Source organism: Amycolatopsis sp. NPDC003676, assembly GCF_053587275.1.
Genome location: NZ_JBSFNS010000015.1, coordinates 105,917 through 125,877, shown reverse-complemented (window position 1 = coordinate 125,877; position 19,961 = coordinate 105,917). Strand labels below are relative to the sequence as shown.

General features: G+C 70.3%; 15 protein-coding genes. 4 read left to right on the top strand and 11 right to left on the bottom strand.

Annotated elements, in window-relative coordinates; all coding sequences use genetic code 11:
* Positions 1-10: 10 nt before the first annotated feature.
* Positions 11-1,330: an aminotransferase-like domain-containing protein gene (locus ACWDNU_RS12965; protein WP_370932765.1), complete on the bottom strand. Its 1,320-nt coding sequence runs from the start codon at positions 1,328-1,330 to the stop codon at positions 11-13.
* Between the two features lie 182 nt (positions 1,331-1,512).
* Here ACWDNU_RS12965 and ACWDNU_RS12960 point away from each other — a divergent pair, with 182 nt between their 5' ends.
* On the top strand, positions 1,513-2,157 hold the full coding sequence (locus ACWDNU_RS12960) for a GNAT family N-acetyltransferase (RefSeq protein WP_449668947.1): 645 nt from the start codon (positions 1,513-1,515) through the stop codon (positions 2,155-2,157).
* 841 nt (positions 2,158-2,998) lie between these two features.
* On the opposite strand, the gene ACWDNU_RS12955 is transcribed toward ACWDNU_RS12960, so the two are convergent.
* The 9 genes from ACWDNU_RS12955 to ACWDNU_RS12915 form a co-directional block, all read right to left on the bottom strand.
* On the bottom strand, positions 2,999-4,147 hold the full coding sequence (locus ACWDNU_RS12955) for an N-acetylmuramoyl-L-alanine amidase (RefSeq protein WP_370932767.1): 1,149 nt from the start codon (positions 4,145-4,147) through the stop codon (positions 2,999-3,001).
* 269 nt (positions 4,148-4,416) lie between these two features.
* The gene (gene trxA / locus ACWDNU_RS12950) at positions 4,417-4,740 is read right to left on the bottom strand and encodes a thioredoxin (protein ID WP_009085330.1); all 324 of its coding nucleotides are present in this window, start codon (positions 4,738-4,740) and stop codon (positions 4,417-4,419) included.
* A 28-nt stretch (positions 4,741-4,768) separates the two neighbouring features.
* Positions 4,769-5,761: a thioredoxin-disulfide reductase gene (gene trxB / locus ACWDNU_RS12945; RefSeq protein ID WP_449668946.1), complete on the bottom strand. Its 993-nt coding sequence runs from the start codon at positions 5,759-5,761 to the stop codon at positions 4,769-4,771.
* A 95-nt stretch (positions 5,762-5,856) separates the two neighbouring features.
* On the bottom strand, positions 5,857-6,663 hold the full coding sequence (locus tag ACWDNU_RS12940; protein WP_370932769.1) for a hypothetical protein: 807 nt from the start codon (positions 6,661-6,663) through the stop codon (positions 5,857-5,859).
* Entirely contained in the window at positions 6,660-7,325 is a 666-nt protein-coding gene (gene sigM / locus ACWDNU_RS12935; protein ID WP_370932770.1) for an RNA polymerase sigma factor SigM, read from the bottom strand. The genes ACWDNU_RS12940 and sigM overlap by 4 nt, the downstream gene beginning before the upstream one ends.
* A 31-nt stretch (positions 7,326-7,356) precedes the next feature.
* Positions 7,357-8,955, bottom strand: a complete 1,599-nt coding sequence (locus ACWDNU_RS12930) for a hypothetical protein (RefSeq protein WP_370932771.1) — start codon at positions 8,953-8,955, stop codon at positions 7,357-7,359.
* A 79-nt stretch (positions 8,956-9,034) separates the two neighbouring features.
* Positions 9,035-10,813, bottom strand: coding sequence for a murein biosynthesis integral membrane protein MurJ (murJ, locus tag ACWDNU_RS12925; RefSeq protein ID WP_370932772.1), 1,779 nt, complete (start codon positions 10,811-10,813; stop codon positions 9,035-9,037).
* Between the two features lie 687 nt (positions 10,814-11,500).
* Positions 11,501-13,663: a DUF6049 family protein gene (locus ACWDNU_RS12920; protein ID WP_449668945.1), complete on the bottom strand. Its 2,163-nt coding sequence runs from the start codon at positions 13,661-13,663 to the stop codon at positions 11,501-11,503.
* 14 nt (positions 13,664-13,677) lie between these two features.
* Positions 13,678-14,184 (bottom strand): NUDIX hydrolase, encoded by a 507-nt coding sequence (locus ACWDNU_RS12915; protein ID WP_370932774.1) that lies wholly within the window; start codon positions 14,182-14,184, stop codon positions 13,678-13,680.
* 101 nt (positions 14,185-14,285) lie between these two features.
* Here ACWDNU_RS12915 and ACWDNU_RS12910 point away from each other — a divergent pair, with 101 nt between their 5' ends.
* The 3 genes from ACWDNU_RS12910 (at position 14,286) to ACWDNU_RS12900 (ending at position 17,986) form a co-directional block, all read left to right on the top strand.
* Positions 14,286-15,731 (top strand): CCA tRNA nucleotidyltransferase, encoded by a 1,446-nt coding sequence (locus tag ACWDNU_RS12910; protein ID WP_449668944.1) that lies wholly within the window; start codon positions 14,286-14,288, stop codon positions 15,729-15,731.
* Positions 15,732-15,842: 111 nt separating this feature from the next.
* Positions 15,843-17,168 carry a sensor histidine kinase gene (locus tag ACWDNU_RS12905; RefSeq protein ID WP_370932777.1) on the top strand — a complete coding sequence of 442 codons (1,326 nt, stop codon included), beginning with the start codon at positions 15,843-15,845 and terminating at the stop codon, positions 17,166-17,168.
* Positions 17,153-17,986, top strand: coding sequence for a class I SAM-dependent methyltransferase (locus ACWDNU_RS12900; protein ID WP_449668943.1), 834 nt, complete (start codon positions 17,153-17,155; stop codon positions 17,984-17,986). Before ACWDNU_RS12905 ends, ACWDNU_RS12900 begins: the two co-directional genes overlap by 16 nt.
* On the opposite strand, the gene ACWDNU_RS12895 is transcribed toward ACWDNU_RS12900, so the two are convergent.
* Entirely contained in the window at positions 17,972-19,864 is a 1,893-nt protein-coding gene (locus tag ACWDNU_RS12895; protein ID WP_449668942.1) for a TNT domain-containing protein, read from the bottom strand. The two genes, ACWDNU_RS12900 and ACWDNU_RS12895, sit on opposite strands and share 15 nt — an antisense overlap.
* Positions 19,865-19,961: the final 97 nt, after the last annotated feature.

Below are 19,961 nucleotides of genomic sequence, written 5' to 3'. Positions count from 1 at the left end.
GCAGGGCCGGTCAGACCGTGTCCGGAGACGGGGTCTCGGGCCCCGGGATGGTGCGCGCCTTCACGCTACCGAAGGTGCGGCTGAGGTCCATTTCGGACTCGAGCACCGCGGCGAGGCGGCGCACGCCTTCCCGGATGCGCTCCGGCGTCGGGTAGCAGTACGACAGCCGCATCTGGCGGGAGCCGAAACCGTCGGCGTAGAAGCCGGTGCCGGACGCATACGCCACCCGAGCGGTGACCGCGCGCGGCAACATCGCTTTGGTGTCAACGCCTTCCGGCACGGTGACCCACACGTAGAAGCCGCCGTCGGGGTTGGTCCAGGAGCAGCCGGGCGGCAGATACTGTTGCAGCGCCGACAACATCGCGTCGCGGCGTTCGCGGTAGTTCTCCCGGAACTTCTTGATCTGGCCCTTCCAATCGTGCGTCGCGAGATAGCGCGAGACGATCATCTGGTTGAAGGTCGGCGGGCACAGCGTCGCGGATTCCGCTGCCAGCACAAGCTTTTCGCGCACCGCGTGCGGCGCGAGCACCCAGCCGACGCGCAGCCCGGAGGCGAACGTCTTGGAGAAGGAACCGAGGTACACGACGTTGTCCGGGTCGAGCGAGCGCAGCGCCGGGTAGGTCTGGCCGTCGAAACCGAGCAGGCCGTACGGGTTGTCCTCGATGATCAGGACGCCATGCTCGCGGCAGATCTCGACGATCTCCGGACGCCGCTGCACGGAAAGGGTAACGCCGGCCGGGTTGTGGAAATTCGGTATCGTGTAAAGGAATTTGACCCGCTGCCCGGCTTTTTCGGCCTGGCGCAAGGCTTCCCGCAACCCTTCGGGCACGAGACCGTGCTCGTCCATCGCGACGTGCACGACGTTCGCCTGGTACGCGGAGAACGACCCGAGCGCGCCGACGTACGACGGGCCTTCGGCGATCACGACGTCGCCGGGGTCGCAGAAGAGCCGGGTCACCATGTCGAGGCCCATCTGGGAACCGACGGTGACCACGACGTCGTCGGGGTGCGCCTTGATGCCCTCGAGAGCCATGATTTCGCAGATCTGGTCCCGCAGCGCCGGAACTCCGTGCGCGGACCCGTACTGCAGGGCGACGAGCCCCTCCTCGGCGATGATCTCGCCGACCTGAGCCGAGAGCGTGTCGAGCGGCAGCGCGGCGAGGTTCGGCATGCCGCCGGCGAGCGAGACGACCTCCGGCCGGCTTGCCACTGCGAAAAGCGCGCGGATCTCGGATGCGGTCATCCCCGCGGTACGTGCTGCGTACCGGTCGAGATGAGGGTCGAGATTGTGGCGGCCGGTCTGCGGCTTGGCTGGGCGGTTCTCGGTCATCGGACACCTGAGGGCTCGGTGGGTACCTGCTGGTAGATCCATCGAGTGTAACCGCGGCCTCTTCCGGCTCCCCGCTCTTCCGGCGCTTGTCACATCGGCCTATCCTCGGGGAGGTTCTTCCGGTGCTGCCTGCGCTCTTGCGGGCGCTGAGGCCGGAGTTGCGGGGTCCAGGGAGGTTTCAGGTGTCACGTCGCGTGGTGGGCGTCACCCTGGACAATCTCGAGCACCTGCCCAAGAACTGCCGGCAGTGCGTGTACTGGGAGCTCGCGCCGCACCTGAAGGCGCAAGCCGAGGAGTACGGCTCCACCGAGGTCGAAAAGGAAGCCTGGGTGTCCAGCGTGCTGCTGGAATGGGGTTCCTGCGGCCGCATCGTCTACAGCGACACGCTGCCGGTCGGGTTCGTGCTGTACGCCCCGCCGAACGCGGTGCCCCGCTCGCTCGCTTTCCCGACGTCGCCGCCCAGCGCTGACGCCGTCCTGCTCACCGCCTTCCAGATCCTGCCGGAATTCCGCGGCGGCGGCCTCGGCCGGATGCTGGTGCAGGCCGTGGCGAAAGACCTGACCAAACGCGGCGTCCGCGCGATCGAATCCTTCGGCGACGCCACCCCCGACGAAGAGGACCCGCTTGGCCAGCACTCGTGCGTGCTGCCCGCGGCGTTCCTGCAGAGCGTGGGCTTCAAAACGGTGCGCCCGCACCCGAAGTACCCGCGACTGCGCCTGGAACTGCGCTCGGCGATCACCTGGAAGGAAGACGTCGAAGCGGCCCTGGAACGGCTGCTCGGCCAGGTGACGATCACGACCGCGGAACCGAGCCTCGGCCGCGCCTGACCTTCGTCTCGCTTACGCCGTTTCGGGCCTGTTCAGATCAGCCAGAATGACCTTGCTGGCACCCACCATGAACAACCCGCTTGGCTAGCCCGCCGGGTTGCGTAACTCTCGACCCCGCCCCGGGCTTGCGGTCACTCTCCGTGCTGATCGCCCGATGCCTCCGGCTTCCCGTTGACCGTTCCCGGGGCTTCTGCCCTTCGCTCCGAGTGCCGCGATCGCCCCATCCCGAACCCGTCTGAACAGCATCAACCGAGGTCAGCCCACGCCCGATCCCCCGCCGATTCGCTCCGCTTCCGAACGCGGTCCGCCTCGGCTTGACGCGCCCATACCACCTCGGGATCGCCGCGGAAACACCCACTCCCGGTACCTGTGCACAACTGTGGAAGAACCCCCGAGTTATCCACAGATTGCAGATAGAGGCCGTGGAAAAGCTGTGGATGGATAGAATGGATCTGGGGACGCCCCCCGGTGAGGGTGGGGGCTGCCACCAGGTGTGGTGGCGGCTGCGGCGGCTGGGCGCAAGTTCTTGTGGCGCCGGTTAAGCGGTGGGGTGGCTCCGGTTGTTAGGTGTCGGGGACGCGGGTGGTGGTGTGCGGAGCGGGGGCCAAGTGGCGGGGTGGGGCTGGGGAGTGCCGGTCCGGAGGCGAGGCGACCGGTGGTGACTGTGGGTAGTGGTTGGCTGAGGTGAGGTTGGGTCAGCACGGGTAAACGGGAGAGGGCTGAGACGGGCACGAGCCGGTTGGGGCGTGCCCGATGGGGCCCTGGCGGTATTCGGCGGGGAAAGGCCGGTTCAGGGCGACTCAGGGCGCAAGACGGGGCCGAGGTCCAACGAAAGAGGGCGCTATTCGGCCTTCGCGAGTTCGTGGGCCAGGACGTCGGCGAAGGTGAAGGTGCCGGTCGGCTGGTCGCCCTCGCCGAGGAGGTACAGGCGCTTGACCGCGATGAGGATGCCTTCGGCCACGACGTCGCGGAAGGCGGGGTCGCCCAGGCGGGCGGCGTCGTCCGGGTTGGTCAGGTAGCCGATTTCCACTCGGACGGCTGGGCAGCGCGTGCGGGTGAAGATTTCCCACGTCTTGTAGTGCGTGCGGCAGTCCAGCAGGCCAGTGCGGGCGGCGACCTCGCGCTGGATGAAGCCGGCCAGCAGTTCGCCGACGGTGGACGTCGTGCCGTTGCCGGTGCCGAAGTGGAAGCTCGCCACGCCCTGGGCGCGCGGCGACGGGTTGCCGTCGCTGTGCAGCGACAGGAACAGGTCCGCGCCGGCGTCGTTGGCGAAACGGGCTCGTTCGAAGTCCGTCGGGCTGTGGTTCGGGCCCCGGCTGATCAGGGCTTCCATGCCGGTGGCCTGCATCCGGCCTTCGAGCCGGCGCGCCAGATCCCAGGCGATGTCCGCTTCGCGCAGGCCGCCGGCGACGACACCAAGATCCTCGCCGCCGTGGCCCGGGTCGATCACGATGCGCTTGCCGCGCAGGCGCGGGCCTGCCTGGCGCACCTGCTCCTGCTCGCGCAGGAAGACCGGGCGGCCGCCGCGGGCGCGCGGCGACGACAGGCGGTGCAGTTCGCGGATGGTGGCCGGGCCGCAAATGCCGTCCGACGTCAGGCGCATGTCGCGCTGGAACGTGCGCAGGGCGCGCTCGGTCTGCGGACCGAAGTAGCCGTCCGGGCGCCCCGCGTCGAAGCCCAGCTCGGTGAGCCGCTCCTGAAGAGTGAAAACGTCGTCGCCGTTCACCGGCGACGACAAAAGGTACTGGAGCGGGCGGCTCCCGAGGTGATAGCTGGCGCCCTTGAGCGCCTGGTACGTCGCCTGGCCCACTACGCCGTCGGTGATGAGCCCGCGGCGCTGCTGGAACGCGCGCACGGCCTGCTCCACCGCGACGTCGAACGTGTTGTACCGCTCGGTCCCCGCCACCGGCGGGAGCAGATCCATCCCGGCAAGGATCGACCTGATCTCGGCGACGTCGGGACCGGCGTCACCGCGGCGGAGTACCCGCATGCACTCCTCGCTCTTCCTCAGGCACCGAAACCGGCTCGATGCGAAACAGAAACCCGGGTAGGGGTGTACCCAGGCACCTATTGTGCCCTGTGAACTCTCGGTAAGGACGCAGGCCCGGTCGGTGCGCCCCGGCAGGGGTGCCCGGTGCCTCTGCGGACACGCCGAGTGCACCTGCGCGCACACCCCCGTGCGGGTGGTTCCCGAACGTGCGAGAACCCGGACCGGCGAGTCGATCGCCGCTGGCCCGGGTTCTCAGCAGGTGGACCGGCTCAGAGCACGTCGGCGAGATCGGACAGCAGCGCGGCCTTCGGCTTCGCGCCCACGATCTGCTTCACCGGCTTGCCGCCCTGGAACAGGATCAGCGTCGGAATCGACATCACCTGGTAGTCACGCGCCGTGTTCGGGTTCTCGTCGATGTCGAGCTTCGCGACGGTGATCTTGTCGCCGTTTTCCTTGGCGATCTCCTCGAGCACCGGGGCGACCATCTTGCACGGCCCGCACCAGGTCGCCCAGAAGTCGACGAGAACGGGCTTCTCGCTGGTGAGGACGTCGTCCACGAACGACTTGTCGGTCACCTTCACGGGTTCGGACATCGCTTGCTCCTTCAACTCGGTGGGAAAGTCAGTGCTCGCCGGCGCCGTAACCGCCGCCGACCAGTTCCGGTGCCTCGTGTGCCTCGGACTCGCCGTGCTCCGCGAGCCATCGTTCCGCGTCGATCGCCGCGCTGCAGCCGGAGCCGGCCGCGGTGATCGCCTGCCGGTAAGTGCGGTCCACCAAGTCTCCGGCGGCGAACACGCCGGGCACGTTCGTGTAGGACGTGCGGCCCTGGGTGAGCACGTAGCCGTCCTCGTCCACGTCCACCTGGCCGCGCACCAGCTCGCTGCGCGGGTCATGGCCGATCGCGACGAAGAACCCGGTCACGTCGAGCGTCTTCTCCTCGCCGGACTGCGTGTCGCGCACCTTCAGGCCGGACACCGTCCCGTCGCCCTCGACCCCGGTGATCTGCGAGTTCAGCTGCCACTTGATCTTCTCGTTCGCGCGAGCGCGCTCGAGCATGATCTTCGACGCCCGGAACTCGTCGCGGCGGTGCACGATCGTCACGGACTTGGCGAACTTCGTCAGGAAGGTCGCCTCCTCCATCGCCGAGTCGCCGCCGCCGGCCACCGCGATGTCGTGGTCGCGGAAGAAGAAACCGTCGCAGGTCGCACAGGCGGACACGCCGCGGCCGAGCAGCTCCTGCTCGCCCGGCACCTTCAGGTACCGCGCGGCCGCGCCCATGGCCAGCACGACCGCGCGCGCGGCGTAGCGCTTGCCGTTCGCGACGACGTACTTCACGTCGCCGGTCAGCTCAAGCGACTCGACGTCCTCCGCGCGCAGTTCGGCGCCGAAACGCTCGGCCTGCTTGCGCATCTCCTCCATCAGGTCCGGACCCTGGATCCCGTCGCGGAAGCCCGGGAAGTTCTCGACCTCGGTGGTCGTCATCAGCGCGCCGCCGAACTGCGTGCCCTCGAACACCAGCGGTTCGAGCTGTGCGCGCGCCGCGTAGACCGCTGCGGTGTAACCGGCAGGACCCGACCCGACGACGATCAGGTTCCTGATTTCCTCGGCAGCCACCCGTCAACCCTCCGCTCGTCATGACCTGTGCTCCAGGCTCAACACGATCGTAGGTGGAGGTGTTCCCGGCGGTGACGCCCGCTACGTCCGGGCCGCTACTTCTTGCCGACCACCTTGTCGAACAGCTTGTCCGCGTTGCCCGGCCCGCAGTCCGCGCCGAACGCGACCAGCCGGAACTGCGCGAGCTTGCCGGTGGTGTAAATCGCCACCACACCCGGCTTGCCCCCGACGGTCACCGGCCGCACGCCTTCCGGCCGCACGTTCGGGTCCATGCCCGCCGCGGTGACGCACGCGTCGAACCGCTGCGAGTCCTGCAGCGGGCCGTAGTTTCGCACGCCGAGACCGCCGCCAAGCAGCGATTCCGCCCCGCTGCCGTCGCTGCCGACGGACGGGCCGCCCACCGCGGACGGTGCGGGCGCGGCGACGCCGGACGTGTCCGACTTGGTCGCACCGGGAACGGTCAGCGTGATGGCCACCGCGGCGGCCGCGGCGGCGGTCAGGATCCCCGCGCCCCAGCCGAGCTGCCGGTTCCGCCGTTTCCGCGCCGCCGACAGGTCCACCACCGGCGCGACCGGCTGCTCAGCTTGTGGTGCGGGCTGTGGTGCGGCCGCCGGAAACGTGGCCTCCTGCCGGGCCGCCGACTCCGCGGCGAGCGCGGCGTCGAGCCTGGCCGCGAACTCCGCTGGCATCGGCGGGGCCGGTTCCGCGGCGAGCGCGGACAGGTCCGCGGTGGTCGCCTCGAGGGCCTCGATGATCGCGCGCGCTTCCGGATCCGCGTTCACCCGCGGCCAGAGCTGTGCTGCTTCCTGATCGTCGAGGACCCCGGCGTGGAGGTCGGCGAGCAGGTCGACAGACCAGGGCGGCCCGATGGTTCCGCCTGCCCCCCGGCTCTCGTCCGTCATCGTCCCTCCCCGTTCCCCGGCGAGCGCTGGGCTCGCCCGGCACTCCGGGACCCCTCCGAAGTGGCGTGCTTGCGTTTGCTTTCGTTAGTTGGGACGTCGCCACCCCCGTCCGGGTTCCGCAGATGCCCGAGAACCTTCGCAAGTTTTCCCCGCCCGCGCGCGCATCGGCTCTTGACCGTGCCCTCGGCGATGCCGAGCATTTTCGCCGTCTCGGCCACGGAATAGCCCTCGACGTCGACGAGCAGGATCGGCGCGCGCTGGTCTTCGGGCAGCTCGTCGAGCGCCTTGCGGACCAGCAGGCTGGTTTCCTTCTCCGCCATCGAATCGCCGGGCGCGGCGGGTTCGTTGAACTCCCCGGTCTCGGGAAGCGGAACGGTCGGGCGGGCCTGCCTTCGCCGGATCCGGTCGAGGCACGCGTTCACCACGATCCGGTGCAGCCAGGTCGTGACCTGCGACTCCGCGCGGAACTTGCCCGCCGCGCGGAAAGCCGAGATGAACGCCTCCTGCAGCGCGTCCGCCGCCTCTTCCGGATCGCGCAGCGTGCGCAGCGCTACCGCCCACATGCGGTCTCGATGCCGCCGGACCAGTTCACTGAACGCATGCGGATCGCCCGCGGCGTGCGCCGCGATCAGATCCGCATCCGTGGGAGCTGCAGCCGTCACCCGGCAGAGCCTACTGAGTCGTGCTCGCAGCTCACGCCGCAGGCAGGAAGCTCAGTTCTCCGATCTGGCTCACGAAGCCGTTGCCGCCGTTGTCGCCCAGCTGGGTGATCCAGACGATGAAGTACTGGCTTTGCGTCGGCTGCTGCAGGGTGATCGTGGTGTCCGGCCCGTTCAGGTCGCCGCTTCCGACCACCTTGGTGTCGTCGAGCTGCGGGTTCTTGCTGTCCGCCGACCGGATCTCGACCTTCGTGCCCGGGCTGTCCGCGCTGATCTTCACCTGCGCGAGGTTCACCGGGTCGTCGAACTGGACCGCGATCCCGACGCCGGGCTTCAGCGCGGGCAGCTGCTGCTGGTACTGGTCGGTCTTCCAGATCGTGCCCGGGTCGCCGTCGATCGTGTTCTTCGCCCGGCCCGGGTTGTCGCCGGAGCCCTGCGGGTTGTAGAGCGACGCCGACTTCGGGGCCACCGGGTCGCCGATCTTCGGCGCCGCGGGCGGCTGGTTCCCCGGCGGCGGCGCCTGGTTGCCCGGTTTGGCCGGAGCTGAACTCGGCGGTGCCGCGACGTTGATCGCGGGACCGGTCGGCTTGCCGTCGCCCTGGAACAGGTTGATCAGCATCAGCCCGCCCCACGCGAGGATCACCACGGTGGCGACTACCAGCACGGTGACGCCGAAGGCCAGCTTCCGCCGCCGCGCGACGTCCTTCACCGGCTTCTTCGTGGTCCAGATCGTGCCGTCGGTCTCCGCCGCGGCCTCGTCCTTGCCGACCGCGTTGATCAGCTGGGTGCGTTCCTCCTGCTCGGCGACCTGGCCGAGCACGCGCAGGATGGCCGAACTGGTGCGGATCCCGCCGCTGCCGCCGTCCTCGATCGTGCGCACGGCCAGCGAAGACAGCTCCGGCGGCACCGCGGGCACCAGCGACCGCGGCGGCACGACGTGCCCCTGCGGGGTGAGCGGTGCCGCGGGGATCGCGGGCGGTCCGCCCGGCAGCGCCCAGCGTCCGGTGAGCAGCAGATACAGCACCGCGCCGAGCGCCTTGACGTCGTCGCGGAGAGTGGCTTCGGGCAGCGGGCCGGGGAAAGCGAGCTTCAGCGCGCCGCCCGGCGTGAGCCGCAGCCGCTGCGGGTGGTCGAGGCCGAGGACGAGACCGTTCTGGTGGGCGTGGTCGACCGCTTCGGCGAGCGCCTGCACCATGCGCGCGGCCGCGGCGGGGGCCACCGGGCGCTGCGCGACCAGGTCCACCAGGTCGCTGCCCTTGGTCCACTCCGCCACCACGACGCCGAGCAAACCCTCGCTCGAGGTGACCCCGCTGCCGAGGCTGAGCACGTCCAGCACCCGGGCGACGCCGCCGTGCCCGAACTTCGACGCGTGCGCGGCCCGCTCCAGCGTGCGCCGGGCCTGCCGGGCCGCTTCCGGATCCGCCGGATCGCCGACCAGCAAGGTCAGTGCGACGTCTCGTTTGAGCTGCCCGTCTCGCGCCCGCCACAGGTGCGCGGCGGCTCGTTCGTCCACCCCGAACTGGGCAAGCAGGCGATACCGGCCGTCGCCTACGACGCGTCCGGGCGCGAGCGATCCGCCCCGGGCGCGAATGCCCGCGGCGTCCCCCGCCTGCTCGCTTCGTCTCGTGTCCACGCTCTCTCCCGCTTCGCTCCCGGCACCGAGGGTACCCGGATCATCAGCCGTAGAAGCGTCGTGAGTCGTGAATCAATCGTTACCCGCGCTTGATCAATCGGGTGAACCTCGATGTTACGGGCTTCAACTCCTCGACCTTCAGCGCCATGAGCACCCCGAACGAGACCACGATCCCGACGATTCCCTGCAGGATGAGCTTGATCCAGGCGTGCGGAACCGGGCTCAGCGACGAGGGCACGATCAGCCCGACGACCCACGCGGCCCCCACTCCGAGGACGCTCGCCACAACGGTGAACAGGATCACCCCGATCACCCGCTTGCTGCGCAGGTTGCCGAGCGTCACCCACAGCCACACCTGGCCGAGCATCGCGCCGATCACATAGGTCAGCGCGTTGACCATCATCACGCCGAGCACGACGTTCTCCGCGTTCAGCAGCACCGGGCACAGGAACAGCAGCGGCACCTTGACCACGGTCATCACGATCATGATCAACGTCGGCGTGCGCGCGTCCTTCATCGCGTAGAACACGCGCATCTGCAGCATGACCAGCGCATACGGCAGCAGCGCGAACGCCGTGATCGCCAGCGCCTGGCCCATCCGTTCGGCGTCCTCGAGGCGTCCCTTGCCCATCGCGAACAGCGCGACGCCCATCGACGTGCCGACGATCGTCATCACCGCGGAGATCGGCACGAGGGTGACCGTCGAGATCCGCGAGGCGTAGGACAGGTCGCTGACCAGCTTCTTCGTGTCGCCGTCGGCGGCCGCGCGGCTCAATCGCGGCATGATCGCGGTGAGCAGCGAGACGCCGAGCACGCCGTAGGGCAGCTGGAACAGCAGCCACGCGTAGTTGTAAGCGGTGACGCCGCCCGAGGTGCCCTTGGTGAGCACGCGGGTGGTGATGGTGAGGCCGACCTGGCTGACCGCGACGTAGCCGACGACCCACAGGGCCAGCCCGCCGAACTCCTTCATCCGGCTGTCCAGGCCCCAGCGCCAGCGCGGGCGGAAGCCCGACCGCAGCAGCGGCGGGATCAGCATGAGCGCCTGCGCGGCGATGCCGCCGGTGACGCCGAGCCCCAGCGTGAGCACCTTCGGATCGGTGATCGCCGGATGGTCGGTGTCGATCGAACCCGGCATCAGCCACACCACGAGGATGGTGAAGATGACCACCAGGTTGTTGATCACCGGGGCCCACGCGGTCGGCCCGAACACGTGCTTGGCGTTCAGCATCGCCGAGACCAGCGCGAACACGCCGTAGAAGAAGATCTCCGGCAGCAGCAGGTAGGCGAACGCCGTGGTCAGGCCCGCGCTCGCGTGGCCGGACGAATCGATGTACAGCGACGTGAACGCCGGTGCCGCGATCACTGCGATCACGGTGCCGATGAACAGCACGGTGACGCCGGTGGTCAACAGCCGCTGCGCGTAGGCCTGCCCGTGGTCCGGGTCGTCTTGCGAACGCACCAGCAGCGGCACCACCACACTGGTGAGCACGCCGCCGAGCAGCAGTTCGAAAATGATGTTCGGCATCGTGTTCGCGACGTTGAACGAGTCGGTCGCGACCCCGGAGCCGATGGCCGCGACCAGCAGCACCTTCCACAGGAAGCCGGTGATGCGGCTGATCAGCGACGCGATCGCCATCCGGCCGGACGCCTTGGCGACCGAAGGACCCTCGTCCTTCTGCTGCTCGGGAGCCTCGGACGGACGCGCGAGCGGCGCGTCCTTGATCCGCGGCATGACCTGGGTGGCCAGCGCGTCGTACGGGCGCAGCACGTCCGGGTCGGCGGTCGGCCAGCGCGAAGGAGCCGCGAGCGGGACGCCCGCGGTGCGCGGGATGAACCGGGTGGCGTCCGGGTCCCGCATCGCTTCTTCCTGCCACGGCCGGATCGGCGCGCCGGGACGCGGGCCACGGCCGCGATGCACCGGCGGCTGCGGGCCCGGCGCGTTCGCGGGCGGCGGCGTCGGCTGCGGGAGCTGGCCGCGGTTGGGCGGCTGGTTGCCGGGCGGAAGCGGTTGCGGACCCGACGGCGGGAGCTGCTGCGGGCCGGACGGCGGACCGGACGGCCGCGGCGGTGGCGGCGGCCTGCGCACCGGCGGCATGGCGGCCCTGGTCGGGGCCGGGCGCTGGCCGTTCGGAGGAGGCGGCGGCGGGACGCGGCGCGGCGCGCGGTCCCGTGGGTCGCGGGGCTCCCGGGGTTCGCCGCCGCGCGGGTCGATCCGGCGCGGCTGAGCCCGGTCCGAAGGGGCGGGCGGGCGGTCGTCGGGCAGCGGCATCCGGCGGGTGCCGTTGGGCGGCGGCTGCCTGCGGTCGGCCGGCGGCGGAGGAGGGGGCGGCTGGCGGCGCGCGTCCCGCACCGCGCGGCGCGGAGGCTGGTCGTCCCGCCGCGGCGGCGCGCCGTCCCGCCGGGGACGACCCGCACGCTCGGGTGGTTGACCCGGCTCTTTGTCCAACGCGTGCCCAATCCTCTGCGGTCGCATGGTCCCTGCCATTGTGGCAGCGCCGACCCAGGGTAATCGGGAACGGGCGGGAGCACCCGGCCCCTTCGGATGTCAGGGCGTGCCGCCTCGGCTTTCCTTGATCCGCCGGTAGATCCGCCGGGACGCCAGCAGCAACAGTGCGCAACCAGCGGCGACGGTGACGATGATGGTGATCGGGCCGTATTCGGTCGAGGTCAGCTCGAACCGGGCGGTCGCGCCGAGATCCGTGCCCGATGGGGTGGTCAACGACACATCGACCGACAGGTGCCCGGCCCGCAGCGCCTCGATCTGCACGTATCGGGTCTGCCCGCCCTTCGCCGGGAAAAGCAGGTCCTTGGCCTTCTCGGGCCGGATGCCCATGGTGTTCTTGAGCGCGATCTGCGCCGTGACGCCGACCGGCAGGTCGTTGTGCACGTACACCGGCAGCGGCGAGGACCCGGACGCGAGCGCAATCGTTTGCTTCGGCTGTTCGACGGTCACCTGATCGCGGATCGCGGCGAGTTCGGCGGTCGCGTTCGCCGAGGCGGACGAGGACGCCCCCGACGGCCCGAACGCGGTCGAACTGCCGCGGACCAGCGCGTCGCGCACCGGTCCGACGATCGCCTTCGGCTCGACCCGGTTCCTGGGGTCCACCTGCATCGCGGACAACAGGCCCGCACCGTCCTGGTCGAGGCCGGACAGCTGGTCGGCGACCGCCGCGCCGCTGTCCGAACGGGTGCCGGAGACCAGCGAAGCGCTGCCTTCGGGGGTGCTGCTCAGCAGGTCGGTGAGCGTCGACCCGGCCGTTACGCCCGCGGTGGTGAGCTTGCCGAGCCCGGACAGGAAGGTGTTGAGCTCCTCGGTGGTGGCGTCCCAGCGCCGCGGCGGCGCGATGAGCATCGGTCCGCCGGTCGAACCGTCGGTACGGCCGAGCCCGGCTTCGAACGCGATCGCGGCGAGCCCGTTCTGCGTGGAGACCGCGCGCTGCGACGCTCCGCTGAAGGTGGTCGGCGTCTGCGGGCTCGGCGCGAATCCGGTGAGACCGGCGGTGGCCATCGAGTTGGTCGGCTGCGCGCGCAGGCCGGCGGAAAGCGTCGCCGCGCCCGTGACGGTTTCGTCGTCACCGCCGGCCTGCAGCTTCGCGCTGTCGGTGAGGACGGTCTGGAAGCCGCCCGCCGAAATCGCCGCCAGCGCCTTGTCGTCCGGTGTTCCGCCTGGCCACAGCACGCCGGTTTGCGATTCGACGCCGAGCACCTGGCGGATCGTCGCGGTGCCGTTCAGCGCCGTGGTCATGAGGCCGGCGTCGGGATTGCCGTCAGCGCCGCGGATCTTGCCCAGAGTGGTGAGGTCGGCGTCGGCGAACGGCAGCGGGATCACGCAGCGGCCGGTGACCAGTGCGCGCAGCGACGCCAGCCAGTTCGACGCGGCGTCCGCGCCCTTGCCCGTCACTCCGCCGCTGACCCGGTAGCCGCCGCGCATCGCGTCCACGGTGCGCAGCAGGTCGGGATCGAGGGCGAAGCAGAGCGAACCGCCGATCTTCTGGTTGTTCTCCTGCGCCGCCCGCGCCGCCGAGACCAGGGAATACAGCCGTCCGCCCGGGCTCAGCTCGTCGGCGAGCGAATCGTCGGTGAGCGTCATCGGCACGCCGAACGGCGCGGATTGGATGTGCGGAGTGCTGTCGGTGATCGGCCACAGCACGGCCAGCTTCGAATGCCGCTGCGTCGCCTGGTTGTTCGCGTGGCCCGGAGTCGACAGCACCGGCATGAGCAAGCTCACCGCGGCGAGCCGGGCCGGGCCGCCGTACTCCGGCGTGCCGTTCACGTTCACCAGCAGCGGGTATACGCCCGGCCGCAGCGCAGCGCCGCGCGGCCCGGTGAGCGGCACCGTGATGTCCAGCCGGGCGCTCTGCCCCGGCTCCAGGTCCTCGGCGAGCAGCGCGAAATCGGTCAGCGGGGTGTCCTGGACCGGGTTCCCGGCGAGCACCGAATCCATCGCGCGCGGGCTGGCCAGCCGTTCGCCGATCTGCAGCCGGGCCATCGGCTTGACGATCCGCCGGGACCCGGTGTTGGTCACCGTCCCGGTCACCGTGATCGCCTGGTCCGAGCTGGTGATCAGGCGCGGGGCCAGTTGGCCGAGGTCGAGCCGCAGCCGGGCGGGTTCCGGCGACGGATTCTCCTGCGCGCCCGCCGGCGCACCGAACAACGCGGTGGCGGCGACGATCAGCAAGGACAGCAAGAAGGCGGCGGGCCGCTTCACTCGGGTGCTCCCTCTCAGCCGCGCTCGTCGGGCGCGAAAAGTTCTGCTGCCCCGCGAACCAGCTTGCGCTCGTCCGCATAGGCGAGGGTGGTCTCCAGCTCGGCCAGCGGGACCCAGGCGACCTCGGTCACCTCGACGTCCTCGTCCGACAGGTCGCCGCCGGTGGCCTCGAGCAGGAAATGGTGCACGGTCTTGTGCACCCGCCGCTGCTGCGCGACGAACCAGTAGTCGATGGTGCCCAGCGGGTGCAGCACGCGCGCGGAGATGCCGGTTTCCTCCTTCACCTCGCGCACCGCGGTCTGCTCCACCGTCTCCCCGTCCTCGATGTGGCCCTTCGGCAACGACCACAGCAGTCTGCCGTGTCGGTCGAGCCGCCCGATCAGCACCGCGCGTTCCCGCTCCGGGTCGACGACCAGTCCGCCGGCCGAGGTCTCGTCGACCGTGGTCAGCCGCCTGCCGCGGTGGCGCCGTCGCCGCCGGCGCGGCGTCGGCGGTCCGGCGCGACCGGCAGATCCAGACATGCTGCGATGCTAGAGCAAACGGCCGCCCGGGTACTCTGGCTCTCCGTGTCCGTGTCCGGCGGCGTCCGCGGTAGCGGCGCCATTTTCGTGGTGGGATTCGAGTGAACAACCTGGTCGCCCAGCAGAACGCGGTGACGGAATTGATGCGAGTGTCCCCGCTTGCCGACGAGCTGGCCGAGCGCTTCGCGCGCGCCGGCCACAGCTTGTACCTGGTCGGCGGCAGCGTGCGAGACGCGCTGCTCGGCAGGCTGTCGAACGATCTCGACTTCACCACGGACGCGCGCCCGGACCGGGTGCTGCAGATCGTGAGCGAATGGGGCGACGCGGTCTGGGACGTCGGCATCGCGTTCGGCACCGTCGGCGTCACCAAAAACGGCACGACGCTCGAGATCACCACGTTCCGCGCGGACAGCTACGACCGCGTCGGCCGCAACCCCGAGGTCACCTTCGGCGACACCATCGAGGGCGATCTGCTGCGCCGCGATTTCACGGTCAACGCGATGGCGATCGACCTGGTCGGGAAGACGTTCATCGACCCGCACGACGGGATGGACGCGCTGCGGCTGAAGGTGCTCGACACCCCGGCGCTGCCGCAGGAGTCGTTCGCCGACGACCCGCTGCGGATGATGCGCGCCGCCCGGTTCTCCGCGCAGCTCGGCTTCGTCGCCGCGCCGCGGGTGGTCGAGGCGATGACGTCGATGTCCGAGGAGATCGACCGGATCACCGCCGAGCGGGTGCAGACCGAGCTGTCGAAGCTGATGCTCGCCCCGGATCCGCGGCCGGGCCTGGAGCTGCTGGTCGACACCGGGCTGGCCGACCGGGTGCTGCCCGAACTGCCCGGCATGCGGCTGGCGATCGACGAGCACCACCAGCACAAGGACGTCTACCAGCATTCGCTCACCGTGCTCGCGCAGGCGATCGCGCTCGAGAAATCGCACGAGCCGACGAGCGAGCCGGATCTGGTGCTGCGGCTGGCCGCGCTGCTGCACGACATCGGCAAGCCGGCCACCCGCGAGTTCACCCCCGGCGGCGGCGTGAGCTTCCACCACCACGAGGTGGTCGGCGCGCGGATGACCCGCAAACGTTTGCGCGCGCTGAAGTACTCGAAGGAGATCATCGAGCAGGTCTCCCAGCTCGTGTTCCTCCACCTGCGGTTTCACGGGTACGGCGGCGGCGAGTGGACCGATTCGGCGGTCCGCCGCTACGTCACCGACGCCGGCGACCTGCTGACCCGGCTGCACAAGCTCGTCCGCGCCGATTCGACCACGCGCAACAAGCGCAAGGCGGCCGCGCTGCAGGCGACGTATGACGACCTCGAGGCCCGCATCGCGCGGATCAAGGAGCAGGAGGACCTCGACCGCGTCCGGCCGGACCTCGACGGCAACGAGATCATGCGCCTGCTCGGCCTCCCGCCGGGTCCGGACGTCGGCCGGGCCTGGAAGTTCCTCAAGGAACTGCGCCTCGACCGCGGGCCGCTCGATCACGACGAGGCGGTCGCCGAACTCAAGAAGTGGGCGAAGGCCGAGGGGCTCGGTTCGGGCGAATAGTCCCAAGAAGTGAATTCGGGATCGCAGGTTCGCCACGATCCCCCTTTGGCCTCTGGATCATCGACCGGGGCAGCCGAGATACTCCCTGTCTCGAACCGAACAGGGGGATCGATGACGCGGCAGCACGACGGGGATCGGCGCGGTGCCAGTTTTCTCGTCATGTTGCTGCGCCGCGGCACGCCCGCGCTGGCCACCGCGACGACCGGGCTGACCGACGAGATCGCCGATCCGACCCCGGTGCGCGCGCTGCAGCGGATCTCGCGGATGGCTGGTCCGGTCGACGAACGCAACCGCGACGGGTTGCTGTTGCGCGCGGCCCGCTACGTGGTGCTGGTTCCGCTCGTCTACCGGCTGCTGGTGGTGCCCGCGACGTTCACCTCGTACGCGGTCAAGCACGGTTCGGCTGGGCTGGCGTCGGTCGCGATCGTCACCGTGTTCTCGGTCGCGCTGAGTGCGTTCGGCCTGTTCTGGATGATGCGCCGGGCCCCGTTCCGCAGCGATCTCGCGGGGCGGCTGCTGCTGGTCGACCTCGTGGCCACGCTCACCTTCGAGCTGTTCATGGGCGCGACGGTGTCGCCCGCCGTGTTCCACGACGCGGTCGGCGTCGCGGACAAACACCTGCTCGGCAGCGTCGCGCTGCTCACGCTTGCCGTCGGCATCCCGTCCGGGATCGGGCTGGCGGTGCTCAGCCTGCCGGTGCGGCTGCTGTCGGATCTGCTCAACCACGGCACGTTCGATTTCGAGCAGGCCGCGTCGCTGTACCCGACGATGTTCGGCGTCCTGTTCACCGCAGTCGGTGCGCTGATCCTGCTCGGGCTCGGGATCCGGCTGGCGCTGGCTTACGGGATCCGCAACGGGCGGCTCGCCGAACGCGCGCGGCAGCACCGGATGCTGCACGACACGGTGTTGCAGACGCTGGAGGCGATCGCGCTCGGCGGTCCGGGCGATTCGGATCAGCGGCTGGTCGAGGTGCAGCGGCTGGCCCGTGCGCAGGCGATCGAGCTGCGGCAGACGATCGAGACCGCCGCCGCGCAGCGGGCTGAGGAGGGCGCGCGGCCGCTCGGCGAGAAGCTCGCGGCGCTGGCCGCGGAGATGGCGCGCGACGGTCTGCGCGCGCAGCTGGTGATCGCTGAGCTGGACAACGACACGCTGTCGGAGGTCCGGCAGATCGCGATCCGCGACGCGGTGCGGGAAGCCATGCGCAACACGATGAAGCACGCGGAGACGGACAAGGTCGTGGTCCGCGTGGAGGAACGCAACGGCGGCATCGCGGTGATCACGCGGGACCACGGCACCGGGTTCAGCCCGCAGGATCGGCCTGCCGGGTTCGGGATCAGCGAGTCGATCACCGCGCGGTTGTCCGAGGTCGGCGGGACTTCGCTGGTCGAATCAAGTCCGGGAAGCGGAACGAGGGTGACGTTGTGGGTGCCGCTGTGAGCGGGGTGGCCGGTGCGCTGGCGGCGTATCGGGACGGCGATGCCGAGCGGGCGGGAGCGCTTGCTGCCGAGGCTAAAACTCCGCTGGGTGCTGAGCTGGCGACATATCTCGCGGGCGGGTCGAGCGGTCCGGTTTACGACCAGCCCGCCGCGTTCACGGCGTTCATTCGCGGAGGCGGGAACGTCGAGTTGTACCGGCGGTTGAGCGAAGAACTGGCTGCGCGGTACGACTCCTGGCGTCCGGCCGCGTTGCTGGATCTGGGATGCGGCGACGGGTTGGCGATCGAACCGGCGTTGGCGCTGGCCTCCTTCCGGCCGGAGCGGATCGACCTCGTGGAGCCGTCGGAGGCGCTGCTCGCGGACGTCGAAGTCCCTGGTGCGCGCCGGTTTTCGTTGACCGCGCAGGATTTTCTCGCCGCCGATGGTTCCACGTGGAACCTCACGCAGTCGACGTTCGCGCTGCAGTCGATCGAACCTGCCGCCCGGGCCGAGGTACTGAGCGCACTGCGGCCGCGGACGGAACGGTTGGTGCTGGCCGAATTCGACGTGCCAGACACTGCCGACCTGGAGTCGCTCGCGCAGCGGTACGAACGCGGCGTCGCCGAATACGGCGAGCAGGCTTCCCTGGTGGCGCAAGGATTCCTGCTGCCCGTGCTGCTCGGCGTCGCCGCCGGGGAGGCTCGCACGAACTGGGAACATCCGGCCGCGCAGTGGACCCGGCAGCTCGAAGCCGCCGGGTTCGCCGACGTGACCGTGGAACCGCTCGCGGACTACTGGTGGTCGCCCGCCGTGCTGATCACGGCTTCACAGCCGGGATAGCGTTCCCTGCTCCAAGTGCTGCGCGATCGGCCGCGGCAGCAGGTACGCCGTGGCGCCGCCAGGCTGCTGGCCCCACGGCGTGGTGACGCCGGTCAGCACCCGGATCGTGCGCTGCACGCGGTACTCGTGCCGGTCGCGTTCGCGGTCCGGCGTCAGCGAGGTTTCGAGGAACCGCACCGAATTCGCGTGCACCAGGTTCCCGACCTCGGGGCCGAACCGGACCACCGTCGTGCCGGCGGGCAGCGCGACGATCCGCTTGCCGCGGAAGAACGACAACGGCGGTTCGCCGCGCATCGGCAGAATCGGCCAGTCCGCGGGCTGATCGGATTCCTCAGGGGCCTGTGGCGGCAGCATCAGCAGCGTGCCGAGAAGGAATCGGGCCGCGTCGGCGAGGTTGGCGAACGCCACCGGCTCCACCGCGGGCGGACGCGACACCTCCCAGCCGTTTTCCGTGCGGCGCAACGTCCACACGCCCTCGGCGGGCACCTCGTCCGCGCCGATCCGGTACGCCGACGACGGCACGCCGTGCTCGACAAGCCGTTGCTGCAGCAGCGCCAAAGTCTCGGCACCGCGCAGCGCATGGGTCTGTTCGCCGCGGATCGCGCGGGCGAGCGAACTGTCGTCCGGGAGGTCGGCCTCGGTACGCCCGGGACGCGGTTTGCCGAGCACGTCGGCCTCGGCGGTCGCGCGGACCAGATCGCGCACGATCGGCGGGCGGAATCCGGCGGCGCGGATGTGCTCGACCAGCTCCGGCTCCGGCGGAACACCGTATTTGCGCAGGTAGTGCGGCACGGCGGCGGGCCAGATCCAGGTGCCGTCGGTGTGGAAGGCCTGTGGCACGTCCGGCGGCGCGCCGGGCGCGAAGATGTCCGGCTGCGGGACCGGCCGGTGCAGTACGACCGGCGAGCGGAACAGGTAGTCGAGCACGCCGCGCACCTGGTCCGGCGGCACCGGCGGCCGGTTCACCACGGGCCGTTCGCCCTCGTTGTGCGCGTCGACCGGCCGCGCCTGGCGGAATCCGACGGTCAGGGGGAGCCCGGCCTTCGCGCCGAGCCAGTCCGGCAGGTGCTTGTCCGGCCTGGGGAAACGGGTCAGCTCGACGAGGTAGGACTCGCGGGCGGGCTCGCCGCCGTCGTTGGGCGGCAGCCGCCAATCCGGCTCCTGGTCGGCGTCGAAGTCGAAATCGAACTGCGAATCGGCGTCGAGCGTGAAGGTGCCTTGGAACCAGGTGCCGCTTTCCGGCTGGTACATCGCCGCGCGCAGCTGGGTGAACAGCGTGCTCAGCTGCGGCGTGCCGGGCAGCGACACCGAAACCGGGCCGTTCTCGTCGCCGACCGCGCGGACCTCCAGCTCGGAGTAGTCGCCGACCTGCCGGAACTGCGCCGCGACCCGCGTCCACCCGCCGGGCACCTGGCGCAGCGTGCGGCCGATCCCGCGCAGGATCCGCGTCTGGTCGCCGCCCTCGGTCTCGGCCTTCGGCTCGCCGTAGTCGTGCCGGGTCAGCCACAGCCCGGTGAGCTGCTTGCCCGGGACGGTCACCGAGAAATCGGTGAGCCCGAGCTGCGCGGCGCGCGCCGGATCGTGCCGCGTCCAGCGCAGGGTCAGATTCGCCTGGTCCCCCGGCGCGACCTCGAACAGCTCGTCGTCGTATTCGACGTAGGTGCGCAGGTCGAACGTCGCGGGCACCTCGTTCGCGAGTACGACTCTGGCCGGCTTGCCCTCGTGCTCGCGGTCGAAGCCCTCGGGCGCTTCCTCGTCACCGATGACGGTCAGCAGCAGCGTGCCGTCGGTGGTGGAGCGTTGTGCCGCGAAAGTGCGATCGTCGAGCGTCGCGTACAGGCCGTCTGGGCGTTCTCCCGATTCCACCCGGTACCGCACGTCTGGTTCCTCCCCGAAGTCCCCCGTGTAGCCGCAACGAACCTATCTGACCGTGTCACGACCCGACCATCGGTCACCGGAGACGGGAGAATATGCG